Below are 13,320 nucleotides of genomic sequence, written 5' to 3' on the forward strand. Positions count from 1 at the left end.
GCCTTGATTTTTGAGGCAGGCGGTTTTTTTCATGGTCACAGGCTTACCGATGATGAATTTTAGTGCCATAATATAAAAATATTGATTTTTAGGAGGGTCGCAAATGGACGACAAAACACGGGAGAACGGTCCCTGGAAACGAAATTTATATGTGCTGTGGTTTTGTACCTTTGTGGCCGGCATTGCATTTTCTGAAATCATGCCGTTTTTATCGCTTTACGTCAGCCAAATGGGAAGCTTCACTAAACAACAACTGACGTTTTGGAGTGGCGCGATTTATGCCGTCACCTTTTTAGTCACTGCGATCGTTTCACCGTTATGGGGGAGTTTAGCGGATCGCACCGGCCGCAAAGTGATGTTGATCCGCGCTAGCCTTGGGATCGCGGTGTCGATGACGATCATGGGCTTTTGCTCAAATGTTTGGGCGTTGTTTTTTGCACGGCTGTTTCAAGGATTCTTTGCTGGATATATTCCAAACGCCCAAGCGTTAGTCGCCTCGCAAACCCCACGCAAACATGCCGGCGCAGCACTTGGCACCTTAGTCACAGGATCAGTGTCTGGCACGTTGTTTGGTCCGATCGTCGGTGGCGTGTTGGCGCAAGTCTTTTCAATTCGCAACACCTTCTTCATTACTGCAGGGTTGTTGGTGATCGTTTGTTTGATGTCAGCGTTTATGGTGACAGAATCGTTCCAACCGCAACCAAAAACTGCAGGCACCAAGCAAAAAGGGCTATTGAAGCAAGTCGCCGATCCGAAGTTGATCATCATTTTATTGGTGTCGACGATGATCGTGCAAACTGGGAATGCGTCGATTTCCCCGATCATCGCGTTATATATTAAAGAACTAATGCACGGTGTCGGCCCAATCACCGTCGTCGCTGGCATCATCGCGGCGTTACCTGGGATCTCCAATATTTTAGCAGCGCCGCGGCTTGGCCGTTATGGTGATCGCCATGGTTCAGGACGCGTGTTGATCGGCTGTTACTTATTTGCCGTGGTGGTGTACTTCCCACAAGGCTTCATCGGCAGCGTCATCGGCTTGGGGATCTTGCGATTGTTCGTTGGGATCTCAGATGCCGGGTTGTTTCCAACGATTCAAACACTGCTAACGAAAAATACCCCAGCTAATGTCACCAGTGCGATTTTTTCTTGGAATCAGTCGTTTCAAGCACTGGGGAATATGTTTGGGGCATTGCTTGGTGGTGCGATCGCTGGGGTCTTCGATTATAACGTGGTGTTTATGTCCACAGCGTTATTACTATTGATCAATTTGATCGTTTTGCGCGTCACGCAACCACAACTTTTACAACGCACCGACAAAAAAGTCGCCTAATCAAGGCGACTTTTTATTTGCGTCAAGACGCGTTGTTTATCTTTGTAACTGCGGATAACGACTAATTGTTGATCTACACGCAAATGGGCGAGTTGTTGTCGTAATTCAGGTTCGTTATCCCGTTTGAAGTGCCACACAAAACTGAGAAATTCGCGGTAGTCGGCGTCAAAATGTTCACTGAAATTCGCCGGCATGTCTGGTCGCGTGTTGCGGTCATGTTTAAAGCGCCACGACCGTTTCAAGATCCGATAAATTGCAACGACCCGCGGTACCTGAAGCCATAAGACCATATCTGCCTGCGCTAGGCGCAAATCCATACTCCCGGCGTAATTCCCATCGATCACCCAATTGTCATGCGTCGCCATAAATTGTTGTTGCGTGCGGCGAAATTTAATTTTTGCTGACTCACTATAATCGCTTTGATGCCATTCATGATCTAGCGATAATAACGGCCAGCCAGTGGCGGCGATGATTTTGTGGATCAACGTCGTTTTCCCAGCACCAGGGCTGCCGATCACCATGATTTTCATCTGCTCACCTCTTTAACGATTCCATGCTAAACTATAGCAGAAAGGACGTGCAGACATGGCAGATTATTTTGACTATTTGAAAAACTTCGGCAACGTGACTTTTGAACAACAGTCATTATCGATCGTCGATGCTGCGATTCTCGCACAATTAGCTTATTGCGACTTCGGATCGCGGACATATGGTCGCCTAGGCGATCTCGGTCAAGCTGAAGCCGCACAAATGATAGCCGGCACTTGGCAAGAAGCCCGCAACTTGCAACTGCTCACGACATTAGCACGTACCGAGCGGTTCAAAAACGTTCACTGGTTAGCGGCAGTCGACGAATTCGACCCTCAGCAACAACAACAATTTTCTGCCGTGACTTTTCAATTAACCCCTGACACTTATTATTTGAGCTTTCGCGGAACGCGAGCAAGTTTCGTCGATTGGAAAGAAGATTTCAACCTCACCTTCTTAGATGCGATCCCGTCACAACTCGCTGCCAGCAAATATTTCGCTGAAATCGCGGATTATTATCCCGGACATTATTACCTCGGTGGCCACTCTAAAGGCGGCAACCTCGCGACTTTTGCCTTTGTGCATGCCGGTGAATTGCAAAAATATGTCCGCATGGTTTACAACTTAGATGGCCCAGGTCTGCAACACCCGCTGCCGCCTGATCAAAAAATTTTAAAACTGGTGCCACAATCATCATTGATCGGGATCATTTTAGATCCCAGCCAAGATTTTGCGGTGGTGCACAGCACCGCTAGCGGCTTTAATCAACATGATCTGTTCACTTGGGAGACTCGCCAACGCGATTTCGTGTACTTGCCTGCCTTAGATGTGCGCTCGCGCTACGCCCAGAAATTATTGAATCAATGGGTCGAAAATCTCGATGATGACACCAAACAACAAGCTTTAGATGCCGCTTATCAAGTGGTGCAAAACACCGAACAAGAAACCTTTGCTGACTTAGCGAAACAACCTGCCAGCTCTGCCAAAGCGATCCTTAGCGGGTTAAAAGACGCAGATCGTCAAGCGTGGCACACTGCCGCACGCGGCTTAGCGCAAGCCTTTATCGACAGTGTGCCTAAGCCGACTCACCACAAGCCTGAAAAATAAGGCTTGTTTTTTTACGCTTTGGTGTTACTATTTAAGTTGCAAGTTACTTTATAAAACACAGGAGGCATTTTTCATGACAACATATGCAGTTACAGGTGCAACTGGTCACTTCGGTCAAGCGGCGATCAAAGCGTTACATTCATTGTTGAGGCCAGGCGACGCGCTGATCGCTTTGGCCCGCAATCTTCAAAAAGCGCAAAAGCTGGCACCAAGTGACGTCCCAGTGCGCTTAGGCGATTACGATGACGTGACCAGCTTGACGCAAAGCTTAGCCGGCATTGATAAGTTGTTGTTTGTCTCCAGTCAACCTGGCCAAGCCGTTTCGCGTGCTGACCAACATCAAAATGTCGTCAACGCCGCTAAGGCTGCCGACGTCAAGTTCATCGCCTACACCAGTTTTCCACAAGCCCCAACTAACCCCGCCAGCTTAGCGGCTGATCATAAAGCGACTGAAGCAATGATCGAAGCTTCTGGCATCGCCCACAGTTTCTTGCGGAACAACTGGTACTTAGAAAATGAATCCAGCACCTTAAAAGCTGGCGCTAACGGCAAAGACTTTGTTTATGCTGCAGGTGATGGCAAAGCCGGTTGGGCGTTGGAACGCGAATATGCAGAAGCGGCTGCTCGCGTCATGACCTTAACTGATCCTAAAGCGATCTACGAATTCGCCGGGACGCCACGTACTTACGCTGACTTAGCCGCTGCGATCCCTGGTGAGTTCCACGTGAAACCAGTCAGCGATGCTGACTACTTAGCTGGGTTGAAACAAGTCGGCTTGCCACAACCGGTTGCAGAACTGATCACCAGTTTTCAAACCTTGATCCGTGAAGGTGGGTTACAGCCAACTAGTGACGACTTAACCCAAGTACTCGGTCATCCCTTGACGCCACTCGCTGACGCTATTCAAGAGGTCCTCGCGTGAAATATTCCCACAAATTGTCTGATGCGATCCATATTTTAGCGTTTGTCGAGATTTTTCAAGGTGGCGACGTGTCGAGTACCATGATCGCCAGCTCCATTGAATCAAATCCAAGTTTGGTGCGACGGTTGATGTCACAACTTGCAAAGGCAGATCTGCTCATCACACGGCCTGGCGTCAGTGCTGCAAGTTTAGCAAGACCGGCAGCAACCATCAGCCTACTGGATGTGTATCGCGCCATCGACGATTCGCAACAACTGCTTCATGTGGATCCCAAAACCAGTATGGCTTGTCCCGTTGGTCGCAACATTCAATCAACGTTAGATGATGTCTACGATCGTGTACAACAAGCCGCAGAGGCCGAAATGGCAAAGGTTTCGTTAGCGGAGATCATTCAAGACTTGCAAGCAAAAATCAACGCCTAAACCATATCCTCGTCAAGCCAACTGGTCGCGCTTCAAAATTTTGAAGCCTGACTGGTTGGCTTTTTGCTGTTACAACGTTAAGCTTAGAATATAAACGTTTATCGCGATGTATCCACAGCAAAATAACGGAGGCTGGATCATGCGTCAACCAAGTACGATCGAACTATCAGCACAACTTTCACAGACTTTAAACGACCCTTCACAAGCTACTGAAGAAATCGACTTACTGAAACAAGCGATCAACGACCTCAAACACCATCAAGATGATACCCATGTCGCTGCTTCGTTGAAAATCAAACTGTCCTTATTAGCAGTTCAACAACATTTATCCCCTAGCGGCATCGCGTTATTAGCCTGGCTTCAAAAGAATTACGTGGGTGCAGGCGCTCAAAGAGGATTCGGGTTGACCCGATTGTAAGTCCAAATGATTGTTGTTCGCCTTAAGTTTAAAACAGCCGCCTTTGACGTCAATACGTCAAAGGCGGCTGTTTTTTAATTGCGATGTTTGTTCCAAGGGCGAAACGCGACGCCATTGCGAAAACTTTTCGGATCTTTTTGTTCAGTTTTCGCATCGAAGCGACCGCCAACAAAGGCTAATACAATCGCGATCGTCACCACGACATACGCCCACCAAGGTGCTGATAACAAAAATATTGCGATCAACGCTATGATCTCGGCACTGGCGAGCATCGCTTCACCAGTCCCGATTCGATATACGACACCAGGCATTTAAATCCTCCTTATTCCTAAAAGCCACTCCAACCCCGCGGTGTTTGCACCACTTTCAACAACGTCAACAACACCGGTGGCAATTGGTGATGATGCGCTAACGCGTACATCGACACGGTCGGCTGAAACTTGCGCCGATCATCATAAAAATGTTGCTTGTTCATCGCGGCTTCACCGATTTTCGTCAACAAGGTCACCAGTTGCGGATCCTTTGAAATTTCAGGATCATTTAACGCCGTCTCCACCAAAGTGACGATTTGATCAAAGTCTGCAGCCATCTGCCAACCCCTCCTTTTATGGAAAACGTGCCGGCTTAGGATCTAGCGGCCCGTAAAATTGCATTTTGTCGTTAAAGGCGGCGCGATTGGCACCGTTCCATCCGGCAAGCTTGGAAATATCGCCTAATGCGATCAACATGGCTTCTTCTTTGCGGTTGAAGCCGACGTTGCTCGCCTTCCCGACGATATAAATATAATTGACCAAACGGTTCACCCAAACCTCTGGATTTTTGACGGTATCCAATTTTTTATACACTTGTAACAACACATCGGTAATATCGATCAATGCCGGTGTGGGTTCACGTTGCATCAGATCATTATATAAATCATGGATCTGTGCTTGCGCCTTTTCCCGAATTTCCATTTGCTCATCCCCAATTTCTTCTGACCCTTTCAGTATAACAACATCGATAAAAATATCCGATCAGAATTATTAACGTCATCATTGCGAATATTAACGTCTCTAATTTTATTCCGGATCAGCCATGATAAACTATATAATTGAAATGGAATGCTACGGAAAGTCAAAACGTTAGAGGCGCTTAACCATGATCAATGTCACCCCTGCCACCTACCTGATGGAAGTGATCCCGCAATTTGCCATGATCTTCATTGTGCAAGCTGAACTTATCTTTGGCCAGATTCAATGGCGTTACGCTGTGAAATGGTGGCTGCTCGCTATCCTTTTTTCATTAGCGTTCAGTACCATTGGTGAAATCATCTTTGCCGCCATTTATATTCTTAGTTTATTGAAGCGTCATGAGGCCCCATTGATCATCAGTTTTTTATTGTTGATCGATGGCTATATTTTCTATCGCAATTTGGTCACCTTACCGCGTTTGATCAAACTACCATTTTCAACGCCTCAGTTAGAAATTGCCGATGGGATCTCAACGATTCTGATCAATCTTATCGTCATCGCAGCCATTCTTTATGCCGTCCACCACTTTGATCGGCAATTGCAAACCTTGAAGCAGACGCTTTACACCGATCCCAGCAGCCGGCGCGTCTTTGTCGGCTATTCGCTACTGACTTGTGCCAGCCTTTACACCGCTGATACCATCGCTGATCTGATGGCGGTGAGCTTTGATTTTCAAGCGATCACTTTGGGGATCTTGTTGTTGTTGATCGCCAGCAATCTCGCGGCGTTTTTCTTTTTGAATCACGCTTTACAAGCCAGCAACCAAATCAAATTACTGCAAGCCGCAGAAACTGCTCGCACCAAATACTATGCCGACCTTGAAGCGCAACAAGCCCACACGCAAAAAATCTTGCACGATTACAAAAACGTCTTAGCGACCTTGCAAGTGTCCCTTGATGCTGATCATGACGCCACCCAAACCCGAGAAGTCCTGACGCAGGCTCAACACACCTTAAATGAGATCCAGCCCAATCGCTCAGCGCTTAGTGCAGTGGCCACCTTACCACTACGCAGTTTGCTGTATTTAAAATGGACCCAAGCGGCAAACCAGCAGATCAAATTGAACATTCAAACTAGTGGCACTGCCAACATTCAAAATAATGATGATTTGCTGGCGACTTTGCGGATCGTCGGGATCTTATTGGACAATGCCATTGAAGCGACAGCCACGCATGGTGAAGTAGACGTGTTATTGATCGAATCGCCGCAAGCTTTGGCGATCACGGTGATCAACTCGGTGCCGAAAGATTTTGACCTTTCGCGTTTGAGTCAAGCTGGCTACACCACTAAAGGCGTCGGCCATGGTCTTGGTTGGGGAAATATTCGCACACTCACCCGCCGCGATCACCATTTAAAGCTGATGAAGCGTGTGATCAGAGGCAAACTGTCCATTACTTTAGTGATCGAGGTAGCATGATGCAAAATATTTACCTGCTAGAAGACGACCCGATTTATCGCGAATTTCTCACCCAACAGCTCAATAACATCATGATGATCGAAGCCTTGCCATTTCAATTACAATTAGCGACTGGCGATCCGCAAGCGATCATGACTGACCTAACTGAGCAAACCCCGCATGCGGCGATTTTTTTCTTAGATATTGAAATCAAGGATTCAACGATCAGTGGGATCGACGTCGCGACGTTTATTCGCGAACATGTTCCTGCTGCAGACATTATTTTTGTCACCAATCATCCAGAATCTGCCTTATTGATCGTCACCCATAAGATCATGCCGCTAGATCTGATTCAAAAAGACCTTTCCGCAGACACTTGTGCGGCGATGATCCACCAAGACTTGCTCGACATTGCGCAACGCATGACTCATGCTGATGAATTGATCACTTACAGTTTGGCCGGCACCATTCATACTGTGGCTTTAGCCGAGCTTTCCTATTTGATGACGGTGCCTGGAGACCCTGGCACCTTGAATTTGATCAGTGATCGCGAAACTGCAGAATTTCACGGCAATCTCAATGACTATGAAAGTCGTTATCCGCAACTGTTTCGCTGCCATAAAAGTTATTTAGTCAACTTGGCCAAAGTCACTGCTTTTGATGTGAAAAAACGGCAGCTGACTTTTGCTCACGCCGCACCTGCAGAGGTCAGTTTTCGCAAAGTCGCGAGCTTGCGCAAACAATTACTTGAACGTTAATCGCGTGATCACCCACGTTCATCGGTAATTGCGTTGCGCGTGGCGATTCGCGTTACGCTGAAATCGAGGTGAATGCCATGTCAAAAGCAAAAGATGCCCAAATGGCGGCGCAAACGCAACAAGATATCGAAGCGTTGCTCCCATTACTGGCGGCGCGGCCTGATCAAACACCAGAAATGCGCGATATTATCGATGTCTTAGGTCAAGTCGACAAGAAGATCACCAAAGTTAAGAATCCACCAGCTTTAGTCAATCGCTTGGTGAATTATATCCGCATTCGCTCCAGTGCTGGGAAATTACACTACCCCAAAGACCAAGAGGCGTTGCTGATCGATTTAAGTGTCATCGGCCAAAAAGCCGGCTGGAACGGGTTATATATGGCGGACTTTTCTGATAAGTCACAGTTTTACAGTATTTTTGAACCGATGCCGCGACATTAACAAAAATCCCGATCACGTGATCGGGATTTTTGCTTACACGTTTAACTTTTAAACCGCGGATCAGCTTTACGATTCAAACTGGGATCTTGATCGACAAGGGTTTGCCAGGCCCGTTCTACGGCATCGGGAATATGGACATGCGCTAAGTAATTTTTGCCTTGTGGGCCATAGCCATTGGCGTCATCGCGCAATCGCGGCAACTCGCCACATAACAGCGTCAAGTAGTGATGCATGGCCCACATGCCTTCTGGAACTGCACCATACCGCAGATCATCGGTGACTGTCACTTGATACGTCGCGTAATCCACGACTTGAACCGCGGGGGCAACCTTATTCATCGTGGCATGCATCCGCAATTGCATCGTCGCGTCTTGCATCAACAATACCGACTCGCACGGCCAGTTATGTGCCGCCACTAGCGTTAATAAGTTCGTAATATTATTCCCACAATTCGTCGATTTCGTCTCTAAGGCGTCCACAGATAATCCATATTTGAGTTGCAATATTTGTGAAAATAACTCAGCTTCACTTTCAACTGGCGTCACTTCGGGATATAACTGAGCAACTTGTGCGAATAACTTCTCAGTGGTATGCCCGTAGCCGCCGACGATTACATAATGTTTCGCCACGTGATGTTGCATCGCCTCAGCCAATACATCAACGCCAGCGATGATCGACCCGCCAAATAATGCACAGACATCCACTTTCGAATGACCAATGGTTTTCTGAAAAGCCACTTGCGATAATTTAGGCACATCCCGTGGTCCCAAGAAACGCGCCAAGATATTGATTTGGTGTGCAATTATCATTCTTAACTCCTTTTCTTCACAAAAAGTGTATTACGCACAAGGGTTGCAATTGAATTTAACCAAATTCTAATGATATACTGGAACCTAGTGACAAATTTGCCAAGGGGGAAGGCAAACGTATGGTTCACGCGCTATTATTGTACACCGCACAAGCCGTCATGATGCTTTTGTTCACGACGGGTCTCGTTAATTATCAAAATCGCAACTGGGAAAAAGCCATCGCCATTCCGCGCAACACATGGCGCGGCGTTTGGTGGCGGATCTGGGTCCCAGGGCTGGCTACCGTAGTCGCACTGCTATTTTTTGCAGTGAGTTCGGCAAGGGATCTACCAAACTCGGGATTGTTATTCAATGCAATCACGGTATTTGTGTTGACTTTCTTAATGTTTGACGCTGATACCAATTTCTGGGAATACATCGCCCGTTTAGTCATTTTATTTGGCGTTGGCTTATGGTATTACCAAAATGATTTTGATCAGCTCAACTTCTGGACGATGTTGGTATTTTTTGCTGGCTGGGCCACGGTTGTGTGGTTTTACCGATCAGCGATCCGCTATCATGTTTATCGCCATATTTTAGCGATATGGACAGTGGCGGCCGCTTTTTGGTTGACGCTACCGATGCACACTCATGGCTTTACCTTGACGTGGCCACTACGTTTAGAAGCGTTGAGCTTTTCCACTGTGGCTATTGCGGTTTCTGGGGTCTTTTTAGCGCGTGCCCATCGCTTAGAACTGCAAAGCAAAGCCAATGCTTATCAAGTGGAATACGATGCGTTGACGCAAACCAAAAGCTTTGCCGCCTTTGAATCAGAATTCGCGGAAGTTTTTGCTAAAGCGCATCATGAAGCTGAGCCTTTGACCATCATTGCCATTGATATCGATCATTTCAAGGCCATCAATGATCACTTTGGGCATTTGGCTGGCAATCAGATTTTAACTGGCATCGCCAACACCTTGCAAAATCGCATCAATACTCAGCAACTGCCAGCGACCCTTTATCGCACAGGCGGTGAAGAATTCACGATTGTCTGTCCCACTGTTAAAGCTGAAGTGGCCTTGGAATTAGCGCGGGCTTGTTGGCAAGCGGTACGGACGCATCCGTTTATCGCGGATCAATATAAAATTCCGTGTACTTTATCTTGTGGCTTAGCGGAATTGACTTTTGCCGATGCCCGAGCTGATGATTTGTTCGCCCGCGCCGACAAAAACTTGTACCAATCTAAACAACGTGGCCGCGATACCATTACCCTTTTTGGTCAAGCCGTTTCAGATATGAAACCAGAACGGGCGATGGAAACTTATACTTACTTCACGCAACGGGTAGTCGATGTGGAACACAATCTGGAAGTCATGGCCAACGAAGTGTTGCTTGCCCATTACTGTCGCGACCAAGACCGCTGGGAAACGATGATGCACCCAGAACCGCTTAAGACGCAGTTGGCCTTTATGCAAGAAGCGGCCCACATGAATACCAAAGAGCGGATGTCGATTTACCTGAACGCTGAAGAATTCGCGCAACCAGAGATCCCAGAATTATTAGGCGATTTCCTAAATCAGCCTGACGCCCCGAAATTACTATGGGTCAACTTACGTGAGTTGCCCAGCGCCGAAACCTTAAGGCAAGTCCGCACGCGTTATGAAAAATACGACATTCGCATTATTCCTGATGTGTTGCATCTCCAACAAGACGCTGATTTGGTGACTGAGATCTTACCATTAGTCGATGGCCTCAACATTTCGCTGAATGGCTTGCGGGAAGCCTTCTCAAATAACACTGAAGCAGAAGCCGCGATGGTCGCATGGTATCAACGTTGTCGACAATTTGAAGTCGATGTCATTTTCAATCAAATCGAAAACTCTGTTGACGCCGATTACGTCCGCAATGTGTTAAAAGGCCGCTATGTCCAAGGTTATGCTTTTGACCAACCAGAACTACCGCGCCTTGGATAAACGAAAAAGGTTGAGACATCATTCGTCTCAACCTTTTTTGATGATGACGACCGGCATCGTCAGTGTGAATTTAATTTTTCAGCTACAATATGCCCTGGCACGAAAATCTGTGAGCTCCGATGATGTTCTACATTGTTTTGCTGGCTTACAAATCAAATACACAGACGTTGCGACACCGTTCACAAAATCAAACATTGTATCAAAGTAGTTATAACGTGTTTCGTAGGCATCGGGTGACAGTGGGCTAGCGTAGTGGAAGTGATTTGAAATTGGGACGGAAGCTGGCCGCCGCGACATAGTGAGATTTGCCTTAGCGATTTATCGCTTAGGCAAAGCCGCAGGGAAAGATCCGGCGAGTGGGGAGCGTAGCGACACATCTCGGCTAGCTTTCACGAGGACCCTCACTATGTCGCGGCGAGCCAGCTGGAATCCCAATTTCAAATCACTGAAACGGAGCTAGACCACTGTCGCCCGATGGCGGCATGAAACACTCCCGCTGCTGGACATCATTTGCGTCAGAAGTGCCAAGGTTCATTGATGGATCGGCATCTTTTGCTTACGGTTGATCACACAATGCTTGTACCACTGCGGCTAACGGTTGTGTGCGTTGGTCTTTAGGATGTGCGAGTTGCCATTGCACGCTTGTTGCTGCCGCTTGCGCGTAAAGTTGCGTCAAATACTCGTCGTCTTGGACTAATGGCGCAAATTCATTAGCAAATAATTTCACCAATTCTGCTTGCAAGTCCCCTGCCGGATGGTGGATGTTGAACAACATCAACACCGCGTCGGCATCTTTTGCAAGCAAAGTGACTACCGCTGACAGATCTGCAGCGTCAGCCACATCCACACAAGAGATCATCCCTTGGGCCTCAATGGTGTAGCGGCCAACGATGCGCTCCAGCCAATCGTCGAGGTCCAAATAATATTGGTAGAACGTTGAGCGCGTGATATGCGTTTCCGCACAAATCAACGACACATTCAACTCTGTGAAGGCATGCGTCTTCAACAACTTGAAAAAGGTGCGATCGATGGCAAATAATGTGCGGCGCGTGCGTAAATCAGACATGTGAGTCACTTCCTTGTCATCAGTCTACCAACATGCTGAAACTTTGCCAAGTCCTGAGGCCTCTTGGTATAATGAATGTTGTTAGCTGCTTTGGATCGCCTTTAAGGCAAAGGAGGGGTTTTATGCAATATCCTCAAACCAAAACTGTTTTAAACCAACTCGTCGCAGATCTCAGTCAAATGGCTGCAGTCATTCACCAAACCCACTGGTATATGCGCGGGCCAGAATTCTTATTCTTGCATCCGTTGATGGATGACTATCAAGATGAGATCAACGACCAACTCGATGCGGTCGCAGAACGTTTGATCATGATCGACGGTGCGCCTTACTCAACGCTGGAAGAATTTGCAGAACACTCAGGCATTCAATCGATCCCAGGCTCTTATGACGCCACCATCGATGAACGCTTCGCTCGCTTGATCGCCGGCTATCGCCACTTGCAAAAAGTTTACCAAGAAGGCATTGACGCCGCTGGTCAAGAAGGCGACGATTCCACCCAAGATATTTTAACTGGTTTCCACACAGAAATTGAAAAACGCATCTGGATGTTGTCCGCACAACGCGGTCATGCCCCAGAAATTGACGCCTAATTAGATTTAGGAAGCGACTCGCGCTGGCGGGTCGTTTTTTTATTTTCGACGCTGACCAAAGACTTTCCCGCTTTGCAAATGATATACCTGCATGAGGATAAAAGGCGCAATGACTGATGCGATCACGTACTGTTTGGCAACGACTTGTTAATCAAAACTTCTCCCGCTATCACCGCAGAAACAGCTGTGGGATCAACTGTCGGTCTTGAAAAACAACGTGTTCACATCAGACAGAACAGTCAATTAGTATACACTATGTATTGTTCTGCCGGGGTCGATGACTCGACTTCTCATGGCACCACTTATCTCTTCCATACCGTCCCCACTGACGAAAACGGTGAATATAATGCTTCAAAAGCAGTCTACTGATAAAAAGCCAAGTTCCCACGGCTGCGTCCGTTTAAGTATTCCAGATGCCAAATGGAACAGAAGTCATCATTAAATGATCTTTCAACGTGAGTCGCATATGCGACTCACGTTTTTGCGTTTAACGCACAACAAATCCACGAAACAGTATTCTGCTTCGTGGATCCGCGGCTTCTATGCCATTTAATTACGTGTCTACAGTT

16 protein-coding genes are annotated in these 13,320 nt (G+C 47.3%); 10 read left to right on the forward strand and 6 right to left on the reverse strand.

Annotated elements, in window-relative coordinates:
• Positions 1-103: 103 nt before the first annotated feature.
• Complete coding sequence (locus tag EKM92_RS05890; RefSeq protein ID WP_125708864.1) at positions 104-1,333, forward strand: MFS transporter; 1,230 nt, start codon at positions 104-106, stop codon at positions 1,331-1,333.
• Here the strand turns inward: EKM92_RS05890 and EKM92_RS05895 are convergent.
• Complete coding sequence (locus EKM92_RS05895) at positions 1,330-1,863, reverse strand: P-loop NTPase family protein (RefSeq protein WP_125708866.1); 534 nt, start codon at positions 1,861-1,863, stop codon at positions 1,330-1,332. The genes EKM92_RS05890 and EKM92_RS05895 overlap by 4 nt on opposite strands.
• A 55-nt stretch (positions 1,864-1,918) precedes the next feature.
• On the opposite strand from EKM92_RS05895, the gene EKM92_RS05900 reads away from it, so the two are divergent.
• The 4 genes from EKM92_RS05900 (at position 1,919) to EKM92_RS05915 (ending at position 4,730) form a co-directional block, all read left to right on the forward strand.
• Positions 1,919-2,968, forward strand: coding sequence for an Mbeg1-like protein (locus tag EKM92_RS05900; protein ID WP_125708868.1), 1,050 nt, complete (start codon positions 1,919-1,921; stop codon positions 2,966-2,968).
• 73 nt (positions 2,969-3,041) lie between these two features.
• Complete coding sequence (locus EKM92_RS05905) at positions 3,042-3,890, forward strand: NAD(P)H-binding protein (protein ID WP_125708870.1); 849 nt, start codon at positions 3,042-3,044, stop codon at positions 3,888-3,890.
• Positions 3,887-4,312, forward strand: coding sequence for an Rrf2 family transcriptional regulator (locus EKM92_RS05910; RefSeq protein ID WP_125708872.1), 426 nt, complete (start codon positions 3,887-3,889; stop codon positions 4,310-4,312). The genes EKM92_RS05905 and EKM92_RS05910 overlap by 4 nt, the downstream gene beginning before the upstream one ends.
• Positions 4,313-4,451: 139 nt before the next feature.
• Entirely contained in the window at positions 4,452-4,730 is a 279-nt protein-coding gene (locus tag EKM92_RS05915; RefSeq protein WP_164509912.1) for a bacteriocin immunity family protein, read from the forward strand.
• A gap of 74 nt (positions 4,731-4,804) precedes the next feature.
• Here EKM92_RS05915 and EKM92_RS05920 read toward each other — a convergent pair whose 3' ends face one another.
• Genes EKM92_RS05920 through EKM92_RS05930 form a run of 3 tightly spaced genes read right to left on the reverse strand, consistent with a single transcriptional unit; the run spans position 4,805 to position 5,683 of the window.
• The gene (locus tag EKM92_RS05920; RefSeq protein WP_125708876.1) at positions 4,805-5,041 is read right to left on the reverse strand and encodes a hypothetical protein; all 237 of its coding nucleotides are present in this window, start codon (positions 5,039-5,041) and stop codon (positions 4,805-4,807) included.
• A gap of 17 nt (positions 5,042-5,058) precedes the next feature.
• A complete protein-coding gene (locus EKM92_RS05925) occupies positions 5,059-5,319 on the reverse strand; it encodes a bacteriocin immunity protein (protein WP_125708878.1) in 261 nt (86 codons plus the stop codon).
• A gap of 16 nt (positions 5,320-5,335) precedes the next feature.
• Positions 5,336-5,683, reverse strand: coding sequence for a bacteriocin immunity protein (locus EKM92_RS05930; RefSeq protein ID WP_125708880.1), 348 nt, complete (start codon positions 5,681-5,683; stop codon positions 5,336-5,338).
• Between the two features lie 184 nt (positions 5,684-5,867).
• Here EKM92_RS05930 and EKM92_RS05935 point away from each other — a divergent pair, with 184 nt between their 5' ends.
• The 3 genes from EKM92_RS05935 to EKM92_RS05945 all read left to right on the forward strand — a co-directional run bounded on the left by EKM92_RS05935 (position 5,868) and on the right by EKM92_RS05945 (position 8,334).
• Positions 5,868-7,157, forward strand: coding sequence for a GHKL domain-containing protein (locus EKM92_RS05935; RefSeq protein ID WP_125708882.1), 1,290 nt, complete (start codon positions 5,868-5,870; stop codon positions 7,155-7,157).
• Positions 7,154-7,894, forward strand: a complete 741-nt coding sequence (locus EKM92_RS05940; protein WP_125708884.1) for a response regulator transcription factor — start codon at positions 7,154-7,156, stop codon at positions 7,892-7,894. Before EKM92_RS05935 ends, EKM92_RS05940 begins: the two co-directional genes overlap by 4 nt.
• Positions 7,895-7,971: 77 nt before the next feature.
• A complete protein-coding gene (locus tag EKM92_RS05945) occupies positions 7,972-8,334 on the forward strand; it encodes a bacteriocin immunity protein (protein ID WP_125708886.1) in 363 nt (120 codons plus the stop codon).
• Between the two features lie 41 nt (positions 8,335-8,375).
• Here EKM92_RS05945 and EKM92_RS05950 read toward each other — a convergent pair whose 3' ends face one another.
• A complete protein-coding gene (locus tag EKM92_RS05950) occupies positions 8,376-9,143 on the reverse strand; it encodes a YdcF family protein (protein ID WP_125708888.1) in 768 nt (255 codons plus the stop codon).
• Between the two features lie 119 nt (positions 9,144-9,262).
• Here EKM92_RS05950 and EKM92_RS05955 point away from each other — a divergent pair, with 119 nt between their 5' ends.
• A complete protein-coding gene (locus EKM92_RS05955; protein ID WP_125708891.1) occupies positions 9,263-11,095 on the forward strand; it encodes a GGDEF domain-containing protein in 1,833 nt (610 codons plus the stop codon).
• A gap of 556 nt (positions 11,096-11,651) precedes the next feature.
• Here the strand turns inward: EKM92_RS05955 and EKM92_RS05960 are convergent.
• The gene (locus EKM92_RS05960) at positions 11,652-12,161 is read right to left on the reverse strand and encodes a hypothetical protein (protein ID WP_125708893.1); all 510 of its coding nucleotides are present in this window, start codon (positions 12,159-12,161) and stop codon (positions 11,652-11,654) included.
• Between the two features lie 122 nt (positions 12,162-12,283).
• Here EKM92_RS05960 and EKM92_RS05965 point away from each other — a divergent pair, with 122 nt between their 5' ends.
• Positions 12,284-12,751 (forward strand): Dps family protein, encoded by a 468-nt coding sequence (locus EKM92_RS05965; protein WP_125708895.1) that lies wholly within the window; start codon positions 12,284-12,286, stop codon positions 12,749-12,751.
• Positions 12,752-13,320 lie beyond the last annotated feature (569 nt).

Origin of the sequence: Lacticaseibacillus porcinae (assembly GCF_003946305.1) — a bacterium.
GTDB lineage: Bacteria > Bacillota > Bacilli > Lactobacillales > Lactobacillaceae > Lacticaseibacillus > Lacticaseibacillus porcinae.

Coding starts and splice junctions, on each gene's coding strand:
- EKM92_RS05890 (WP_125708864.1), top strand. CDS start 104: ATGGACGACAAAACACGGGAGAACGGTCCCTGGAAACGAAATTTATAT.
- EKM92_RS05895 (WP_125708866.1), bottom strand. CDS start 1,863: ATGAAAATCATGGTGATCGGCAGCCCTGGTGCTGGGAAAACGACGTTG.
- EKM92_RS05900 (WP_125708868.1), top strand. CDS start 1,919: ATGGCAGATTATTTTGACTATTTGAAAAACTTCGGCAACGTGACTTTT.
- EKM92_RS05905 (WP_125708870.1), top strand. CDS start 3,042: ATGACAACATATGCAGTTACAGGTGCAACTGGTCACTTCGGTCAAGCG.
- EKM92_RS05915 (WP_164509912.1), top strand. CDS start 4,452: ATGCGTCAACCAAGTACGATCGAACTATCAGCACAACTTTCACAGACT.
- EKM92_RS05920 (WP_125708876.1), bottom strand. CDS start 5,041: ATGCCTGGTGTCGTATATCGAATCGGGACTGGTGAAGCGATGCTCGCC.
- EKM92_RS05925 (WP_125708878.1), bottom strand. CDS start 5,319: ATGGCTGCAGACTTTGATCAAATCGTCACTTTGGTGGAGACGGCGTTA.
- EKM92_RS05930 (WP_125708880.1), bottom strand. CDS start 5,683: ATGGAAATTCGGGAAAAGGCGCAAGCACAGATCCATGATTTATATAAT.
- EKM92_RS05935 (WP_125708882.1), top strand. CDS start 5,868: ATGATCAATGTCACCCCTGCCACCTACCTGATGGAAGTGATCCCGCAA.
- EKM92_RS05940 (WP_125708884.1), top strand. CDS start 7,154: ATGATGCAAAATATTTACCTGCTAGAAGACGACCCGATTTATCGCGAA.
- EKM92_RS05945 (WP_125708886.1), top strand. CDS start 7,972: ATGTCAAAAGCAAAAGATGCCCAAATGGCGGCGCAAACGCAACAAGAT.
- EKM92_RS05950 (WP_125708888.1), bottom strand. CDS start 9,143: ATGATAATTGCACACCAAATCAATATCTTGGCGCGTTTCTTGGGACCA.
- EKM92_RS05955 (WP_125708891.1), top strand. CDS start 9,263: ATGGTTCACGCGCTATTATTGTACACCGCACAAGCCGTCATGATGCTT.
- EKM92_RS05960 (WP_125708893.1), bottom strand. CDS start 12,161: ATGTCTGATTTACGCACGCGCCGCACATTATTTGCCATCGATCGCACC.
- EKM92_RS05965 (WP_125708895.1), top strand. CDS start 12,284: ATGCAATATCCTCAAACCAAAACTGTTTTAAACCAACTCGTCGCAGAT.